The following is a 17,689-nucleotide window of genomic DNA, read 5'->3' as shown; positions in this document are numbered from 1 at the left end:
CTCCCTTCTCCTAAAATGTCTAGTAGTTATATTCCGATTAGTGTAGAACAATTAGCCCTATCTGTCTTATTCATTGTGATTAATATTGTCCTATCTTTAGGATTAAAATTAGGTCTAGCTCAATCCTTAATCATTGCCAGTGTACGAATGGTTGTGCAGTTATTATTAATTGGATATGTCTTAAATTGGCTGTTTACCTTATCCCATCCCTTTCCTGTTATTGCCTTAGCAATAATTATGGCAACTATCGCTGGAATTTCTAGTGTTAATCGAACCTCTCGGAGATTTGTGGGAATTTATTGGAGAAGTTTATTATCGGTTTTTATATCATCATTTTTGATTACCAATTTAACCACCTTGGGAATTATTCAAGTGCAACCTTGGTATGATCCGCAATACTTTATTCCTTTATTGGGAATGGTATTAGGAAATACCCTGACTGGGATTTCTTTAGGATTAGATCGATTCATGGAATCCTTAGTTAATCAACGTCAAAAAATAGAAACCTTATTAGCATTAGGAGCGACCCGTTGGGAAGCAACCCATGAAGAAGTTAAAGCCGCTATTAGAACAGGAATGATCCCCATGATTAACTCAATGATGGTGATGGGAATTGTCAGTTTACCTGGGATGATGACGGGTCAAATTTTAGCGGGGGCAAATCCTTTAGATGCGGTGCGTTATCAGATTATTATAATTTTTGCGATCGCCTCCGCCACCGCTTTAGGCACATTAGGAGTGGTATTATTAGCCTGGCAAGCTCTCCTCAATTCTTCCCATCAACTGTGTTTAGATCGGTTAACGAAATAAGAAATTCCTCAATTTAATTATTCCCTACTAGAATAACCCCAAAAAAGAGTTTTTGGGGTATTATTCAACAACAACTAAAACAAGAAATAGCGCTGCGCCATTGGTAAAACCTCCGCAGGTTCACAGGTTAATAATTGCCCGTCTGCTTTAACTTGATAGGTTTCAGGATCAACCTCAATTTTGGGTAAAGCATCATTTAATTTCATGTCAGCTTTACTCAAATTTCGAGTACCTGAAACCGCGACACATTGTTTTTTTAACCCTAATTGTTCGGGAATTTTTGCCTCTAAAGCGGCTTGAGACATAAAAGTTAAAGAAGTAGATGAAATTGCTTTTCCAAAACTCCCAAACATCGGGCGACCATAGACAGGTTGAGGAGTAGGAATACTGGCATTGGCATCCCCCATTTGTGCCCAAGCAATTAAGCCGCCTTTAATTACCAATTCCGGTTTTACCCCAAAAAAAGCAGGTTTCCATAAACACAAATCCGCTAATTTTCCTTCAGCAATTGACCCCACATAATCAGAAATTCCATGGGTAATAGCCGGATTAATTGTATACTTAGCAATATAGCGTTTTACCCGAAAATTATCATGGGATGCGGTCGAATTTTCTGGGTCAGTTAATACCCCCCGTTGCACTTTCATTTTATGGGCCGTTTGCCAAGTTCTAATAATAGTTTCTCCCACCCTTCCCATCGCTTGAGAATCAGAAGAAATCATACTAAATGCCCCTAAATCGTGCAAAATATCTTCAGCGGCAATAGTTTCTCGGCGAATTCGTGACTCAGCAAAAGCCACATCCTCTGGAATATTTCGATCTAAATGATGACAAACCATCAACATATCCAAATGTTCTTCTAAGGTGTTCATCGTATAGGGACGGGTGGGATTTGTAGAAGAAGGTAAGACATTTTTCTGACCACAAACCTTAATAATATCTGGTGCATGACCCCCTCCCGCCCCTTCGGTATGGTAAGTATGAATCACCCGATTTTTAAATGCTGCAATGGTCGTTTCTACGAACCCTGATTCGTTTAAAGTATCCGTATGAATGGCAACTTGAACATCATATTCATCCGCAATTGTTAAACAAGTATCAATTGTTGCTGGGGTAGTTCCCCAATCTTCATGTAGTTTTAAACCCATGACCCCCGCTACAATTTGTTCAACTAAACCTTGGGGTTGACTACTATTTCCTTTGCCTAAAAATCCCAAATTCATCGGAAAGGCTTCCGCCGCTTCTAACATCCGATAAATATTCCATGCACCTGGGGTACAAGTAGTAGCATTAGTTCCCGTTGCCGGGCCAGTTCCACCCCCGATCATCGTGGTAATTCCTGATGCAATGGCGGTCTCAATTTGTTGAGGACAAATAAAGTGAATATGGCTATCAATTCCCCCTGCGGTGAGGATCATTCCTTCCCCGGCGATCACTTCCGTAGAAGGGCCGATAATAATATCAATATGATCTTGAATATAGGGATTTCCTGCCTTCCCAATCTTATAAATTTTCCCATCTTTTATCCCCACATCTGCTTTAACAATCCCCCACCAATCTACAATTAAAGCATTAGTAATCACTAAATCTACGGCTCCATCCGCACGGGAAATTGGAGACTGTCCCATGCCATCCCGAATTACTTTTCCGCCTCCAAATTTTACCTCATCCCCATAATTTGTATAGTCCATTTCCACTTCAATAATTAATTCGGTATCTGCTAACCGAATGCGATCGCCCACCGTCGGCCCAAAGGTTTCTGCATAAGCCCGCCGATCCATTTTATAACCCATTTTCCACTCCTTCAGTAGTAAGCCCTTCAGGGCTTTCTTCAATCATTTAATTCTACAAGCCTAAGTCAAACTAAAATTATTTTTTCTTCTTCCCCTTGTCTTTTTTATCTTTCTTAACCTTCTCTTTTGTATCCTTTTTATTTTCTTCGGGTAAATTCAAATTTAACTGACCTTCCACTAAGCCATTAAACCCATATATTTCTCGACTTCCAGCCATTGTCACTAACTCAACTTCCTGTTCATCTCCGGGTTCAAATCTAACCGCAGTTCCCGCCGGAATATTTAACCGCATTCCTTTAGTTTTTTCGCGTTTAAATTTCAGGGCTTCATTAACTTCATAAAAATGATAATGTGAGCCAATTTGAATTGGGCGATCGCCTGTATTCGCAACTTTAATCTTTAAAGTCGGACGACCAACATTAAGTTCAATTTCACCTGCTTTAACAATCAGTTCACCTGGAATCATTGGTTGTTTCCTCTTATAATATTAATATTGCAAATCGGATCTCTTTATTATACAATAATTATATCCCATTGAAAATATTTCTTGATGTAATTATCTAGGATTATTCCTAAATTGGCAAGAATTTAGGGATAAAACACATTGACATCGAGATTTTATTGATTTAAAATGAGAATAAGCTATAATATTAGTGATAACAACTATATAATCAAGATGAATGCTCAACAGTTAGAAAAACAACTCAATAATTTAAAGCCTGCTGAAAAATTGCAATTGATTCAAACCCTGGCTCACAATTTAAGCGATGATTTTTTACCCAAAGAAACCTCTGAACCTGACTCAATTGCTAATGTGGGGCGTGTTTCTATTCCGGTTTGGAAATTAGTCGGTTATCGCCGTTTAGGTTGGAGTGATTTACAAATCTTAGAAAACTTTCCGCATTTACAAGCTGAAGATTTACAAACCGCTTGGAACTATGCAGAAACTTATCCAGATCAGATCAATCAAGAGTTAGAATTATATCAACAGAATCAACCTTTATCCGTGAATTATTCCCCTTGGGATGAACTTATAAACTCGATTGATCGTTGTACTGTTGATGTATAAATTATAAATTAATATTACACTGTAATCATTAATCGCTCAAAAATCAGTGAAAACACGTATGGTAATTTATTTTAAATTATTTTATAATCCGTTGTGAATAAATTTATATCATATATATTAATAGGGGTCGTCGCTATAGTAAAATTTTAAAAACAGACCAATATCTACAAGAATACAAAATTTATCAAGATAAACTTTTTAAAAAATCTATGCAACTTTCAGGCAATAGTCAATCGATACGTCCTCCAAAAATTAACAAACTGTTTAAGAAAGGGCGGAATCAATGGGGGTTTGGTAGTGAAGAAGCCTTAGAAGATTTTATTTGGGATAATTTGAGCAATTTATTAGAACTTACACCTTTAAAACGTCAATATAAAGTTAATGGAGGTTTTTGTGATATTTTAGCATTGGACAAACAGAAACAATTAGTTATAATAGAACTAAAAAATGTAGAAGATCCAAGAGTAGTGCAACAGTTAACTCGTTACTATAATAATCTAATTACTGTTAAGCCTTTTGATTTAGGGATTGATTATAGTAACTCTATTCGATTAATGGCTATTATGCCAAGTTTCCATCAACAAAATTTTATTGATCAAGAATATAGTAAACTAGCTTTAGAGTTTTTATGGTTTAAAATCGTTAAAGAAGAAAGCCGTTTCTTTTTATCTTTAACTCATCTTGATACTAAGCAAGTAACCCAAGCAGAAATTCCTTATAATGAAAATGAGATCTCGGATCTGGAATCCAATTTATCTGATCCACCCGGCTTCTTATTGACAATCATTGAAAATCAATCATCAGAGCAACAAGAATATATTTTAAGGCTGAGAAAATATATTTTATGTTTTCATGAAAAAATTGAAGAAATTAATAGCAGACGAGGAGTTATTAAGTACGGACGAGGTAAAAATAATATCTGTATTGAAATTTGTCAGAAGATAGGTTCTAAAGACCCAGATCTATATTTATATTTACCAATTCCAGACAGACGAAATAGAAATTTAAAATATGCTATCGGTAGAATGGTAATTTTTTTGAAAAATGATTGGAAAAATATCTACTGGATAGGTTATATTTCCCAACAAAAATTATATTCATACAAACATTTTGAAAAATTTATTCAAGTTACAGATTCTACAGAACCTCCTAGTCAGCTAGAAAATCTAGTTAATATAGCTTTGGAAAATTGGTTAGAACGGCTTTAGTTGTTGTCCTCTGTGTAAGCGTAGCACACCTACTCTATTATCTTAAAGAATAAAAAGTTGGTGCGTGTGGTTTAACCTTACATATCTTACGAATTTGTTTGAGGAATAGCAGAAAGTAAAGAACGTAACGCATGATTAACCGCTTCAGACGTTTTAAAAACTTCAGCAACATCAGGATCTAATGTAATGGTAATTAAAGATTCTGATCTAATAATTTTGAGTTCCAATCGTTTGTTTTTCATTTTCTAAATGAGCAGTTGCTATTAAATGATTCAATTCCTCTATCGCTATTAAAACCACACTTTCCCCTTCAGCACGATTAATAACAATAATATCTCGATTCGCCACAACTTGGTCAAACAATTGAGTTATATTTTCCTTGGCATCTTCTCAAGAAATTTGATTAAATTTTATCAGATTTAGCTTTAATTTTTCCTCTAATTTAGCCGAATCAGTAAAAATTTGATGAAAATGACTACTAAAATAAACTACTTCATAATTAGGTGCTAATTCCTGATTTAACTGTTTCCATAAACTTAAACCTTCCCATTCAAAACGTTCTACTTCTTCCGGTGTAACTTCAGGAGAATCAGATGGATCAGCCAAGTTTAATCGTGCATCAAAAGAATCAGCCCAATTATACAAACGCTGAATAATTTCTTGACTTAAAGGTAAAGATTCTGGATCTAAATCACCCACTTGATCAGGTTCATCCCACCATAAAGGATAACATCCATAATCTGTCATTAGTCTAATTTTTTTAGGCATATAATTGAACCTCTTAAAAAGCGCACCCAAACTTTTATTAATCAAAAAAAATCGTGCGAGAAGCAAATTGTTAATGATTGGATTTCTTGATCAATATGTTGAGGGTGCGATCGCTCACTCTACAAACCGCACCATCAAATGTTAACTCGCCCCTAATTTTTCCGACTGGGAAACACCCGCAAAGCATTTTCCAGGACAGAAACATTAACCCGCATTCCCACAGGTAAAGCCGTTGTCGCACTGGTTCGGGCGATGATTTCCCGACCGGATGGAACCTGCAAACTATAGTGGTTTTCCCGTCCGAGAAATTGGCGATCGCGAATCACAACCGCAGCGTTATCATCGGGTTTAAGAATAAAATCCTCTTGTCGTACCATTAATTCTACCCGGTCTAATTTATCCCAATCGGGGGTAACAGCATCGACAAGATATGGATTAATTGCAAAACAACCCACTTCCGTTTCCCAAAAATCTCCCCGACGTTTGGCGGGAATAAAATTAGCTTGGGTGACAAATTCTGCCACAAACCGAGAGGCGGGTTGTCGATAAATTGCTTCCGGTGTGCCAAACTGTTCTAGGCGTCCGTTCTGCATCACAGCCACCCAATCGGAAATTGATAGGGCTTCTTCTTGGTCATGGGTAACAAAAATGGCGGTGGTTCCTGCTACTTTTAAAATATCGCGTAATTCCTGCCGCAATCTTAATCGCACCTGCACATCTAAATTACTTAAAGGTTCATCTAATAATACTAAAGCCGGATGGGGGGCTAGGGCGCGAGCTAGGGCTACCCGTTGTTGTTGTCCTCCCGATATTTCATGGGGATAGCGTTTTTCATAACTCGATAATCCGACTAATTCTAAAACTTCTGCGACCCGTCTGTGAATCCCTAAACTAGATTTTTTCTTAGTATTTTTTAAGCCAAAGGCAATATTTTTGGCAACGGTTAAATGGGGAAATAGGGCATAATCCTGAAACACCATTCCCACATCTCGTTGTTCTGGCGGTATCCAATAGTCTAACCCGGCGACCTCTCGCCCCCCTAGGGTAATCGTTCCAGTGTCCGGTTGTTCAAATCCGGCAATCATTCGCAATAACGTGGTTTTCCCACACCCAGAAGGGCCTAATAGTCCTAAAATATCCCCTTCATGTAAGTCTAGGTTAACGGCTTGAACGGCTGGGGTCTGGTTTTGAGGAAACTGTTTACCGACATCCTCTAAATGCAGAATTACAGATTGAGTCATCTTTACAGGCATTAATTTGATCTTAGGGTTCAACGGTGCTGTTGAAACTAATATTGCTGAAACTCCATTCCAATTGTACCCCCTTTTTAGGATATATTCTCACTAAGACTTAATTAAATTTTGGGGAGTGTTTGGCTGTGTCATTATCGTCCTTGGAGTCCTTGATCAAAGTCTGGCGTAGTTTAAAGCTGGATGTTTGGACTGTTTTCGTGGTGGCGATCGCCGTTTTGATTGCGACTCCGGTATTATTTGTATTAAGCAGTGTTTTCACCAATTCAGCCGAGGTCTGGAACCATTTAGGCTCAACGGTTCTCCCAGGTTATATTCTTAATTCCTTATTGCTAATCTTTGGCGTTGGTATAACTGTATTGCTGCTCGGGGTGAGTAGTGCTTGGTTAGTAACTATGTGTCGGTTTCCGGGTAGCCGTCTGTTTGAATGGGGGTTGTTAATTCCCCTAGCTGCCCCTAGTTATATTCTCGCCTATGTCTATACCGAATGGTTAGAATTTTATGGCCCAGTACAAACCCTCCTGAGAAATACTTTTGGTATCAGTGGAATTGATGACTATTGGTTTCCTGATATTCGTTCTATTTGGGGGGCAATTTTTTTATTATCTTTAACCTTATATCCCTACGTTTATTTATTAACTAGAGTTGCTTTTTTAGAACAATCAACCTGCACCTTAGAAGCAAGTCGTTCCTTGGGTTGTAACCCTTGGCAAAGTTTTTTTACCGTAGCTTTACCCCTAGCCCGTCCCTCTATTATTGCCGGATTAGCCTTAGCATTAATGGAAACCCTGAATGATTTTGGAACGGTGCAATATTTCGGAGTTGATACTTTTACAACCGGAATCTATCGCACTTGGTTCGGAATGGGAGAACGGGTGGCAGCTTCCCAACTAGCGGCGGTTTTAATGTTATTTATATTGGGATTAATTCTAATCGAACTTTGGTCACGTCGTCAAGCCCAATATTACCAAACGGGCAATCGCTTTCAATCGTTAAACCAGTTTAAACTTACGGGATTTAGAGCCGGATTAGCCTGTTTTATCTGTTTATTCCCCATTGTTTTTGGGTTTTTGATTCCTAGTGTAATTTTATTCAAAATGACCTTAGAAAATTTAGGAACCTTTTTAAATTCCGAGTTTTGGAATTATGCCTTACACAGTTTAACTTTAGCGACTATTAGCGGAATTTTAGCGGTTCTCATCGCCCTAATTATGGCCTATGGTGTCCGGTTAAATGCTAATTCTTTGATGCGATTATCCACCCGCATTGCCGCCATGGGATATGCGATTCCGGGTTCGGTAATTGCGGTGGGTATTTTAATTCCGATTGGTCAATTAGATAATGCAATTGATGGGGTAATGCGGTCTACCTTTGGTATTTCCACAGGATTGTTATTGAGTGGCACAATTATCGCTTTAATTTATGCCTATTTAGTCCGATTTTTAGCGGTTTCTTTCGGGACAGTAGAATCGAGTTTAAGTAAAATAAAACCCAATTTAGATGAAGCTGCGCGTAGCTTAGGATACGGGGCGACTGGAACTTTAATTAAGGTGCATACTCCGATTATGTGGAGTGGATTATTAACGGCCGGAATGTTAACTTTTGTCGATGTGATGAAGGAGTTATCTGCTACCTTAGTGATTCGTCCGTTTAATTTTGATACCTTGGCAGTTCGGGTATATAATTTAGCCTCAGATGAAAGATTAGCTGAAGCTGCTGCCCCCGCATTAGCGATTGTTTTAGTAGGGATTATTCCGGTTATTTTCTTGAGTTTAAGAATTAGTCAATCCCATCACCAATAAAAGGAACCACAAAGGCACTGAGACACCAAGGAAGGAACAAAGATTATATAGTAATCCTAAATAGGTTGTAACATTTTATCGTAGGGGTTGGGTCTCCCAACCCTCTTTGCTTTAGGCAATTTGGTTAATAAACTTGGCGACAATTTTAACAAATTCTGCGGTCGATTCGTAGGGTAAAACGTTACGTCCTGGAATTATAGCAGATTGGCAATTTTTCCAGCCTTTTTCATAAAGTTGACAACGTTGTTCTGGGGTTTCTAAAAATCCACTGCGGCTAATACTGGATGCAGTTGTGCCAAAAACTGCTAAGGTGGGAATCGAAATTCCCGCCATAATATCCGTATAGTTTTGTCGCCAGAATCCAGCTAAAAAGGAATAAACGGCATAACGACTTTGATCATTTTTGGCTCCTGTTTCTAATAAGTCTAACCAATTTTGATCGACATCTTCAGCCTTGGCAAAAAGTTGCCGAATGGAGAAGGATTCGATAAACTGACGACGACGGGCATAGAGCCAGAATAAATTGCCAATGGGAGAATCAAAGAATAGATTCCAAGCGAGTTTTTGCTGTTTTTCTGAACTGGGTTCACTCATGACTCGCCAAGCTGGGGGGCCAGATAATATTAATCCTTTAATTAAGTTAGAATTAGATTGGTTTTGGAGTTGGGTTAGGGCGATCACAACGGGTAATAACGCTCCTTGTACGACTACAATAACAGGTTTTTGAATAATATTTTGTAAAAAATAATTCAATTGTTCTGCCCAATCTTGGGGATAATAGGCAACTTTCGGAATTTCAGACTTTCCACAACCGATTAAATCGGGATTGTAAATAGCATGATTTAACCCTTGTTTCCGTGATTCCTGACAAAATCGATACCAAAAATTTCCCGATAATCCCACTCCAATCGGATGAATTAATAGTAATGAAATCTCCTGATTATTGGGATTAAGGGTCGAATAATCTTCATAAGAACATTGATATCCCTGCCAATTATAGGATTTTGATTCAGGAGTAAATAGGGAAGATTCGGGATGGGATTTCATAATATTGGTAAATAATTAATTGAATAGATTTTACAGATTACATTAATATTGAAACAAACTATTAAGGTAATCTGCACAATCAGAGTAATCTTTCAATCAGCGTTAACGGTTTGGGTTTCTTCTGTGATGATTTTGGGTTCAATTGTTAATTCTGGCGTGGGAATTTCTATTTCAGAAATGGGATTTTGTTCCTCTGAGGTAATTTCTGGAACTGGGTTAGGGGTTTCTTCAGGTTGGGGTTCGGTGACAGGTTTGGGAATTGGAACTTGATCAACAATTTCAGGTAGGGGTGTCGGAGAATTAGATGTTACCTGAACTGGATTCAAAAAGGGAAGACGGAAACGAGTCAAAAATCCACCCAATTGTTTAATTAGGGATTCAGAAGGGACATCCGGTGTTGTTTCTTCGGGTTGAATTTCAGATGCTACAGGTTCAATCGCAGGTTCTTCCGCTTCTACCACGTCCGATGGAGGAGTTTCGGGTTCTAGGGTTGTTTCTACAGGTTCCGATGGAGTATCTAGGGTTGTTTCTACAGGTTCCGATGGAGTAGTTTCGGGTTCTAGGGTTGTTTCTACAGGTTCCGATGGAGTATCTAGGGTTGTTTCTACAGGTTCCGATGGGGTAGATTCGGGTTCTACCGTTGTTTCCACTTCTGGCGTAGTTTCCTCAACGGGTTCGGCGGTGGGTTCGTCTACGGGAGGCGAAATAACTTCGGGTTCGGTCGTAGGAAGTTCTTCCGGTTCAGGGGTTTCAATCAGGTCTTGAGTGGCAAAATTAGGATTCAGGATTCCTTTAAGTTCTGCAAAGGATAATTTTTCTTGAGTCAGTTGAGACAGGGTATTTTTGAGATTGGGATTATAGGTAATCACCCGGGCGGTTTTATTAAAAACGTTATCAACGGGATTTCCCTGTTCATTCAGATATTCAATTTGTACCCAATTTTTACCCGGTTTTAACCCTTTTATATATAAAGGTTGCCATTTATCGGTGGTGAAGCTTTCGCCGTTAAGGGTAATCCGAATTTGCCAATCTACTATTTCATCTGTTGGATCTTCTTGAGCCACAATATGTAGAGGGGCGTTATTGAGGTAGAAGTCTAGTAAAATTGGTTCCGCACCGTATGCTCCTTGGGGACGGTTATAAGTAAGTAGGGGAAGATTTTGGTCGGGGTCATGATCGGGGGTTTTTGTGAAAACATGAAAGGTGGTTTGGGCAAAAGACCCTTCGTTTTTATAGCTTTCATCCCAGGGATAGGCAGCAAATACTCGGAGAGTATGGGTTCCGGGGTCTAGGTTGGGGAAGGTAATGGGAGTGGTGATATCGTAAACATCAATATTAGGTTGGTTATCCAGGATTACTTGTAAATGTGGCCCTAAACCGAATTTAGGATCTTGGAATAGGGGTAAACCCTGAACCTGAAGTTGCAGATTAATTGTATCGTCTTCAAGCAGTTGATCGGGTTGAGGATTGAGGATGGTAACTTGAGGCTGGTAAGCATCGAGGGATTGATGTAGTTTCTGGATCAGCTTTGGGGGAGAAACTTGGGAAATTGGTAACGCGGATTTGGATATCGTCAGGGTTGGAGGCGTTTGGGGCGGAACTTCTGAGGAGGAATTTCCACATCCAGCCAGACCAAAGATGATTAAGAGTGCTAACAGGGTTTTGAGTTGGGTTTTTACTCTTGTCCATACCTGAAGTATGGGATTTAGCACCCGATTTTTCTGAAGGAAGCCCAATCTAGTTTTATCCATAGGTTTTTTATTGAAAATCATAAGCCCAACCTTAATCTATCGGTTTTGGGGGGGTATTTAACTTCCCTGGGTTCGGTGGGGTGTCACTTGAGGAGTTCAGACTAATCCTAGCGCGGAATTGGGACACCAAGAACCTAGAGATTAAAGTCCGGTGGAATTGATTTTGATTCCAGCTGGAAATGGACAAGGTTTTCAACCTTCTAAGTTATTCTGATAAATTTTAAGTTTTGTAACATTTGTTGAGAAATATTTGACTTTTTGAAACCCTTATGAAAACTAAAATGATGATTCTGTAGGGAATCAGAGGGAATTTTAATTATTGTTACCAAGTCATTCCCCCCAGATTCAAAAAGATGATATATCATTTAAAGACAACAGCTACCCCAAACGGAAAGCCATTGCTATGCAAGGGTTTAGGTGTGGGTTAGTTGTCGAAATAAAATTTTAAAAGCCTTAAGGCAAATGGAAGGGTGTCCTGTTGCCCCCGAACAAAGGTTAGTTTTAGTGCAGGTATAAACCTGAATAATTAGTCTCATAGAAATTCATCTATGAAACGATTTAACGAAACACTAACTTTTGTTAAGGATTTTGAAAAAGGGGTATAACTTCTGTCAGAATCTGCAACGTTACTTATTTTTTGTCACAGGTCGAGGAGAGTCTAAATGACAATCAGTCCTCCAGAGCGTGAGGCAAAAGTAAAGGTTGCGGTTGATAAAGATCCGGTTCCTACATCTTTTGAAAGATGGTCTAAACCAGGACACTTTCGCCGTGACCTCGCCAAAGGGCCAAATACAACCACTTGGATTTGGAACCTACACGCTGACGCTCACGACTTCGATAGTCATACCAGCGATTTAGAAGATATTTCGCGTAAAATTTTTAGCGCCCATTTTGGTCATTTAGCCGTGATTTTTATCTGGTTAAGTGGTGCCTACTTCCACGGCGCTAAATTTTCGAACTACGAAGCTTGGTTGGCTAACCCTACGGGGATTAAGCCTAGCGCGCAAGTTGTATGGCCAATTTTCGGCCAAGAAATTTTAAACGGTGATGTTGGTGGTGGCTTCCACGGGATTCAGATTACCTCTGGATTATTCCAACTGTGGCGAGCTTCCGGTTTTACCAACACATACCAGCTTTATTGCACCGCCATTGGTGGGCTGGTCATGGCAGGTTTGATGCTGTTTGCTGGTTGGTTCCACTATCACAAACGGGCTCCCAAACTGGAATGGTTCCAGAATGTAGAGTCGATGATGAACCACCACTTAGCTGGACTGTTGGGTCTAGGCAGTTTGGGATGGGCAGGTCACCAAATTCATGTGTCCTTACCCGTGAACAAACTACTGGATGCGGGAGTGGCGGCGAAGGATATTCCTTTACCCCATGAATTCATCCTCAACCCCAACCTGATGGCAGAACTGTATCCCAGTTTTAAAGAAGGTTTAACACCATTCTTTACCTTGAATTGGGGAGTCTATTCTGACTTCTTAACCTTCAAAGGTGGATTAAACCCCCAAACAGGCGGTCTGTGGTTATCCGATACTGCACACCATCACCTGGCACTGGCAGTCCTGTTCATCATTGCTGGCCATATGTACCGGACAAACTGGGGCATTGGTCACAGCATGAAGGAAATTTTAGAAGCCCATAAAGGCCCCTTCACTGGAGAAGGCCATAAAGGACTCTACGAAATCCTGACCACCTCTTGGCACGCTCAGTTGGCGATTAACCTCGCATTGATGGGTTCTTTGAGCATCATTGTGGCTCACCACATGTACTCAATGCCTCCCTATCCTTACATTGCGACGGATTATCCCACGCAGTTGTCTCTGTTCACACACCATGTGTGGATTGGTGGCTTCCTGATTGTGGGTGCAGGAGCTCACGCTTCCATTTTCATGGTGCGTGATTACGTTCCGGCCAACAATGTCAACAACTTGCTCGATCGGGTGCTTCGTCACCGCGACGCAATTATCTCCCACCTGAACTGGGTCTGTATCTTCTTGGGATTCCATAGCTTTGGGTTATATGTCCATAACGACACCATGCGTGCGTTTGGTCGTCCCCAAGATATGTTCTCTGATACAGGGATTCAACTCCAACCCGTGTTTGCCCAATGGGTGCAAAACATTCACGCTCTGGCCCCGGGTAGCACTGCTCCCCATGCCTTAGCCAGTGTTAGCCCTGTGTTTGGCGGCGGTGTCGTAGCCGTCGGTGGCAAAGTAGCAATGATGCCGATTGTGTTAGGTACGGCGGACTTCATGGTTCACCATATCCATGCCTTCACAATTCACGTCACAGTCTTAATTCTGCTAAAAGGCGTTTTATACGCCCGTAGCTCTCGCTTGGTTCCCGACAAGAGTGAATTGGGTTTCCGATTCCCTTGCGATGGGCCAGGTCGGGGTGGTACTTGCCAAGTCTCTGGCTGGGATCACGTTTTCCTGGGTCTGTTCTGGATGTACAACTCCCTCTCCATCGTAATTTTCCACTTTAGCTGGAAGATGCAATCCGATGTCTGGGGAACCGTTGGTTCAGACGGCACCGTTTCTCACATCACCAGTGGCAACTTTGCCCAGAGTGCCATTACCATCAACGGATGGCTGCGTGATTTCCTGTGGGCGCAAGCTGCTCAGGTAATCAGTTCCTACGGGTCAGCCCTCTCCGCCTACGGTCTGTTGTTCTTGGGTGCCCACTTCGTTTGGGCGTTCAGCTTAATGTTCCTGTTCAGTGGCCGCGGTTACTGGCAAGAATTAATTGAGTCCATTGTCTGGGCCCATAACAAGCTGAAATTAGCCCCAGCAATTCAACCTCGCGCTCTGAGTATTACTCAAGGTCGTGCGGTTGGTGTAGCTCACTACCTCTTAGGGGGCATTGCTACAACTTGGGCATTCTTCCTAGCCCGAATTATTTCAGTAGGATGAAAACTCTCTGCTCAGGGGCAGGGATTGGCTGAATCAGCTTTCTCCTTCCCCCTGAAGCGGAATAACAAAGAACACGATTTAGTTAGGACTTATGGCAACTAAATTCCCAAAATTTAGCCAGGACTTGGCCCAAGACCCGACAACACGTCGGATTTGGTACGGGATTGCCACAGCCCATGATTTCGAGACCCATGATGGCATAACAGAGGAAAATCTTTACCAAAAGATCTTTGCTTCCCACTTCGGTCACCTCGCTATCATTTTCCTCTGGACTTCAGGCAACCTGTTCCACGTCGCTTGGCAAGGTAATTTTGAACAATGGGTTAAAGATCCTTTAAATATTCGCCCCATTGCTCACGCCATTTGGGATCCCCAATTTGGCCAACCTGCGGTAGAAGCTTTCACCCAAGCGGGTGCTTCTAACCCAGTGAACATCGCTTATTCTGGGGTGTACCACTGGTGGTATACCATCGGAATGCGCTCAAATGCTGACCTGTATCAAGGGTCGATCTTCCTGTTGCTTTTGGCTGCTACCTTCCTGTTCGCAGGTTGGTTACACCTGCAACCCAAGTATCGTCCCAGTCTGTCTTGGTTCAAGAATGCTGAATCTCGTTTGAACCACCACTTGGCAGGTCTGTTCGGGGTTAGTTCCCTGGCTTGGACTGGTCACTTGGTTCACGTTGCCATTCCTGAATCTCGCGGACAACACGTTGGTTGGGATAATTTCCTCAGCACTCTGCCCCACCCGGCAGGTCTGGCTCCCTTCTTCACGGGTAACTGGGGTGTGTACGCACAAAGCCCAGATACCGCCGGTCACATTTTTGGAACCTCTACGGGTTCTGGAACCGCTATTCTGACCTTCTTAGGTGGTTTCCATCCTCAAACCGAGTCTCTCTGGTTGACGGATATGGCTCACCACCATTTGGCGATCGCAGTGTTATTCATCATTGCGGGCCATATGTACCGGACAAACTTTGGAATTGGTCATAGCATCAAAGAAATGATGAATTCCAAAGATCCTCTGTTCGGGATCAAAAATGAAGGGCCGTTCAACCTGCCTCATCAAGGGTTGTACGACACCATGAATAACTCCCTGCACTTCCAATTAGCATTTGCTCTGGCTGCGCTGGGTGTGATCACCTCCCTGGTGGCGCAACATATGTACGCGCTTCCTCCCTACGCCTTCATCGCTAAGGATTACACCACGATGGCGGCGCTGTATACCCACCACCAATATATTGCTGGGTTCCTAATGGTCGGGGCTTTCGCTCACGGGGCAATCTTCCTGGTGCGCGACTATGATGCCGAACAGAACAAAGGCAACGTCTTGGATCGGATGTTACAGCACAAAGAGGCCCTCATCTCTCACTTAAGCTGGGTGTCTCTGTTCCTCGGTTTCCACACTCTGGGCTTATATGTCCATAACGATGTTGTGGTTGCCTTTGGAACTCCTGAAAAGCAAATTCTGATTGAACCGGTTTTTGCTCAATTCGTTCAAGCTGCTTCGGGTAAAGTGCTGTACGGTATGGATGTTTTATTGTCCAATGCTGACAGCATCGCCAGCACCGCTTGGCCGAACTACGGCAACGTTTGGTTGCCCGGTTGGTTAGATGCTATCAACTCTGGTAGCAACTCCCTATTCCTGAGCATTGGCCCTGGAGACTTCTTAGTTCACCATGCCATCGCTCTAGGTCTGCACACCACCACCCTGATTTTGGTCAAAGGTGCGTTGGATGCCCGTGGCTCGAAGCTGATGCCCGACAAGAAAGACTTCGGTTATGCCTTCCCTTGCGATGGCCCTGGCCGTGGTGGTACTTGCGACATCTCCGCTTGGGACTCTTTCTACCTTTCGATGTTCTGGATGCTGAATACCATTGGTTGGACTACCTTCTACTGGCACTGGAAGCACCTGGGCGTCTGGCAAGGAAACGTTGCTCAGTTCAACGAATCCTCTACCTACCTGATGGGCTGGTTCCGTGACTATCTGTGGCTGAATTCGGCTCAGTTAATTAACGGCTACAACCCTTATGGAACCAATAACCTGTCGGTTTGGGCTTGGATGTTCCTATTCGGACACCTAGTTTGGGCGACTGGATTCATGTTCCTGATCTCTTGGCGGGGTTACTGGCAAGAGTTAATCGAAACGATTGTCTGGGCTCATGAACGGACTCCTCTGGCGAACCTAGTTCGTTGGAAAGACAAACCCGTGGCTCTTTCTATCGTTCAAGCTCGTGTGGTTGGTTTAGCTCACTTCACCGTTGGCTATATCCTCACCTACGCAGCCTTCCTAATTGCCTCGACTGCGAGTAAGTTTGGTTGATGTAACTATTAACTGCATCCTCGTTTGATTGGTAATTAAAAATATCCCCTGCCTGCGGGTAGGGGATTTCTATTTATTCTATTTGTTGTTGCGCTTTAGCGCAATATAGGGGTATCTGTTGTATCTGTAAATGCAAGTGACCAACGCACTACAAAGAATCAATAATCTCAATAATCATATCAGTGATAATTCTAATTGAGGTGTATCAGTTCTTAGTCTGTGTTCCGCTTGTTGACAGTATTCTGCCGATAGATCGATCCCAATAAAACTTCTTCCTAGCCTTTTTGCTGCTACTGCTGTAGTGCCACTCCCCATAAAAGGATCAAGAATTATTTCGGCATTTGTTGACTCAATACATCGTCTGGCTAATGCTATCGGAAAAGGTGCGGGATGGGAGTTATTCATTTCTTGCATGAACTCCCAAACATCACCATGAGCATTAGCTTTAGGTGTCAACTTAAATTTTGGCTTCGTTATTAAATAAATGACTTCGTAGGTGGGTAAAAAGTAACCCTGGTTGAAGTTAATTCCTCCTTTTCGTCGCCAGATGATAATTTGTCGGACTGGGAAACCCGAAACTATATCTTGTCTGTCTTGAAGTAAACCGTCTTGAACCCGCCATTTATGATTATAAAATATTGCCCCATCATCTTTTAATAAACGCATCATTTGGGATAGACATTCTCTTTGCCATTCCACATATTTTTCATGGGGCATATTGTCATCATAGTCTGAATAACCATGCACAAGTTGAGCATTTTTCCACTTGCCACCTCTGCCATCCTTCATCCCATTTCCGGTAGAATTTTTCAGGTTGTAGGGTGGGGAAGTTACAACTAAACCCAGACAATTATCTGGCATTTGACTCATTATGGATATACAATCTCCACAAATAAACTTATCTAATAACTGATCCAGAGTCATTATTTATCCTTGATAATAACTTAATGGTT

14 protein-coding genes and 1 pseudogene are annotated in these 17,689 nt (G+C 41.5%); 6 read left to right on the top strand and 9 right to left on the bottom strand.

Annotated features, from left to right (window positions below):
• Nucleotides 1-15 precede the first annotated feature (15 nt).
• Complete coding sequence (locus tag AC2D3N_RS07655; RefSeq protein WP_079676973.1) at nt 16-810, top strand: ABC transporter permease; 795 nt, start codon at nt 16-18, stop codon at nt 808-810.
• A 74-nt stretch (nt 811-884) separates the two neighbouring features.
• On the opposite strand, the gene ureC is transcribed toward AC2D3N_RS07655, so the two are convergent.
• Together ureC and AC2D3N_RS07645 are read right to left on the bottom strand one after the other, a co-directional pair.
• Entirely contained in the window at nt 885-2,603 is a 1,719-nt protein-coding gene (ureC, locus tag AC2D3N_RS07650; RefSeq protein ID WP_484693258.1) for an urease subunit alpha, read from the bottom strand.
• A gap of 76 nt (nt 2,604-2,679) precedes the next feature.
• Nucleotides 2,680-3,069, bottom strand: coding sequence for an urease subunit beta (locus AC2D3N_RS07645; protein ID WP_079676974.1), 390 nt, complete (start codon nt 3,067-3,069; stop codon nt 2,680-2,682).
• Nucleotides 3,070-3,279: 210 nt separating this feature from the next.
• Between AC2D3N_RS07645 and AC2D3N_RS07640 the strand changes: the two genes are divergently transcribed.
• Nucleotides 3,280-3,672 (top strand): DUF433 domain-containing protein, encoded by a 393-nt coding sequence (locus tag AC2D3N_RS07640; RefSeq protein WP_484693257.1) that lies wholly within the window; start codon nt 3,280-3,282, stop codon nt 3,670-3,672.
• Between the two features lie 209 nt (nt 3,673-3,881).
• A complete protein-coding gene (locus AC2D3N_RS07635) occupies nt 3,882-4,880 on the top strand; it encodes an endonuclease NucS domain-containing protein (protein ID WP_484693256.1) in 999 nt (332 codons plus the stop codon).
• Nucleotides 4,881-4,966: 86 nt separating this feature from the next.
• Here the strand turns inward: AC2D3N_RS07635 and AC2D3N_RS07630 are convergent, their stop codons facing one another.
• The 4 genes and pseudogenes from AC2D3N_RS07630 to AC2D3N_RS07615 form a co-directional block, all read right to left on the bottom strand.
• A complete protein-coding gene (locus tag AC2D3N_RS07630) occupies nt 4,967-5,122 on the bottom strand; it encodes a hypothetical protein (protein WP_484693255.1) in 156 nt (51 codons plus the stop codon).
• Nucleotides 5,088-5,255: pseudogene (locus tag AC2D3N_RS07625) on the bottom strand (type II toxin-antitoxin system Phd/YefM family antitoxin); the annotation flags it as partial. The gene AC2D3N_RS07630 and the pseudogene AC2D3N_RS07625, both read right to left, overlap by 35 nt.
• Nucleotides 5,256-5,270: 15 nt before the next feature.
• On the bottom strand, nt 5,271-5,648 hold the full coding sequence (locus tag AC2D3N_RS07620) for a hypothetical protein (RefSeq protein WP_484693254.1): 378 nt from the start codon (nt 5,646-5,648) through the stop codon (nt 5,271-5,273).
• A gap of 152 nt (nt 5,649-5,800) precedes the next feature.
• Nucleotides 5,801-6,889 (bottom strand): ABC transporter ATP-binding protein, encoded by a 1,089-nt coding sequence (locus AC2D3N_RS07615; RefSeq protein WP_484693253.1) that lies wholly within the window; start codon nt 6,887-6,889, stop codon nt 5,801-5,803.
• 137 nt (nt 6,890-7,026) lie between these two features.
• Between AC2D3N_RS07615 and AC2D3N_RS07610 the strand changes: the two genes are divergently transcribed.
• Nucleotides 7,027-8,700: an ABC transporter permease gene (locus AC2D3N_RS07610; protein ID WP_484693252.1), complete on the top strand. Its 1,674-nt coding sequence runs from the start codon at nt 7,027-7,029 to the stop codon at nt 8,698-8,700.
• Between the two features lie 111 nt (nt 8,701-8,811).
• Here AC2D3N_RS07610 and AC2D3N_RS07605 read toward each other — a convergent pair whose 3' ends face one another.
• Together AC2D3N_RS07605 and AC2D3N_RS07600 are read right to left on the bottom strand one after the other, a co-directional pair.
• A complete protein-coding gene (locus AC2D3N_RS07605; protein WP_484693251.1) occupies nt 8,812-9,747 on the bottom strand; it encodes an alpha/beta fold hydrolase in 936 nt (311 codons plus the stop codon).
• A 92-nt stretch (nt 9,748-9,839) separates the two neighbouring features.
• Complete coding sequence (locus AC2D3N_RS07600; RefSeq protein ID WP_484693250.1) at nt 9,840-11,498, bottom strand: hypothetical protein; 1,659 nt, start codon at nt 11,496-11,498, stop codon at nt 9,840-9,842.
• A 662-nt stretch (nt 11,499-12,160) separates the two neighbouring features.
• Between AC2D3N_RS07600 and psaA the strand changes: the two genes are divergently transcribed.
• Together psaA and psaB are read left to right on the top strand one after the other, a co-directional pair.
• Nucleotides 12,161-14,416: a photosystem I core protein PsaA gene (psaA, locus tag AC2D3N_RS07595; RefSeq protein WP_484693249.1), complete on the top strand. Its 2,256-nt coding sequence runs from the start codon at nt 12,161-12,163 to the stop codon at nt 14,414-14,416.
• A 91-nt stretch (nt 14,417-14,507) separates the two neighbouring features.
• A complete protein-coding gene (gene psaB / locus AC2D3N_RS07590) occupies nt 14,508-16,736 on the top strand; it encodes a photosystem I core protein PsaB (RefSeq protein ID WP_079676983.1) in 2,229 nt (742 codons plus the stop codon).
• Nucleotides 16,737-16,910: 174 nt separating this feature from the next.
• Here the strand turns inward: psaB and AC2D3N_RS07585 are convergent, their stop codons facing one another.
• Nucleotides 16,911-17,660 (bottom strand): DNA-methyltransferase, encoded by a 750-nt coding sequence (locus AC2D3N_RS07585; protein WP_079676984.1) that lies wholly within the window; start codon nt 17,658-17,660, stop codon nt 16,911-16,913.
• Between the last annotated feature and the right edge of the window lie 29 nt (nt 17,661-17,689).

This window comes from Planktothrix sp. PLAVEN19ND (genome assembly GCF_057220675.1).
This window is presented reverse-complemented; position numbering and strand designations above follow the sequence as displayed.

Excerpts from the sequence above, each read along its gene's own strand:
- AC2D3N_RS07655 (WP_079676973.1), top strand. The coding sequence starts at position 16 with ATGTCTAGTAGTTATATTCCGATTAGTGTAGAACAATTAGCCCTATCT.
- ureC (WP_484693258.1), bottom strand. The coding sequence starts at position 2,603 with ATGGGTTATAAAATGGATCGGCGGGCTTATGCAGAAACCTTTGGGCCG.
- AC2D3N_RS07645 (WP_079676974.1), bottom strand. The coding sequence starts at position 3,069 with ATGATTCCAGGTGAACTGATTGTTAAAGCAGGTGAAATTGAACTTAAT.
- AC2D3N_RS07640 (WP_484693257.1), top strand. The coding sequence starts at position 3,280 with ATGAATGCTCAACAGTTAGAAAAACAACTCAATAATTTAAAGCCTGCT.
- AC2D3N_RS07635 (WP_484693256.1), top strand. The coding sequence starts at position 3,882 with ATGCAACTTTCAGGCAATAGTCAATCGATACGTCCTCCAAAAATTAAC.
- AC2D3N_RS07630 (WP_484693255.1), bottom strand. The coding sequence starts at position 5,122 with ATGAAAAACAAACGATTGGAACTCAAAATTATTAGATCAGAATCTTTA.
- AC2D3N_RS07620 (WP_484693254.1), bottom strand. The coding sequence starts at position 5,648 with ATGCCTAAAAAAATTAGACTAATGACAGATTATGGATGTTATCCTTTA.
- AC2D3N_RS07615 (WP_484693253.1), bottom strand. The coding sequence starts at position 6,889 with ATGACTCAATCTGTAATTCTGCATTTAGAGGATGTCGGTAAACAGTTT.
- AC2D3N_RS07605 (WP_484693251.1), bottom strand. The coding sequence starts at position 9,747 with ATGAAATCCCATCCCGAATCTTCCCTATTTACTCCTGAATCAAAATCC.
- AC2D3N_RS07600 (WP_484693250.1), bottom strand. The coding sequence starts at position 11,498 with ATGGATAAAACTAGATTGGGCTTCCTTCAGAAAAATCGGGTGCTAAAT.
- psaA (WP_484693249.1), top strand. The coding sequence starts at position 12,161 with ATGACAATCAGTCCTCCAGAGCGTGAGGCAAAAGTAAAGGTTGCGGTT.
- psaB (WP_079676983.1), top strand. The coding sequence starts at position 14,508 with ATGGCAACTAAATTCCCAAAATTTAGCCAGGACTTGGCCCAAGACCCG.
- AC2D3N_RS07585 (WP_079676984.1), bottom strand. The coding sequence starts at position 17,660 with ATGACTCTGGATCAGTTATTAGATAAGTTTATTTGTGGAGATTGTATA.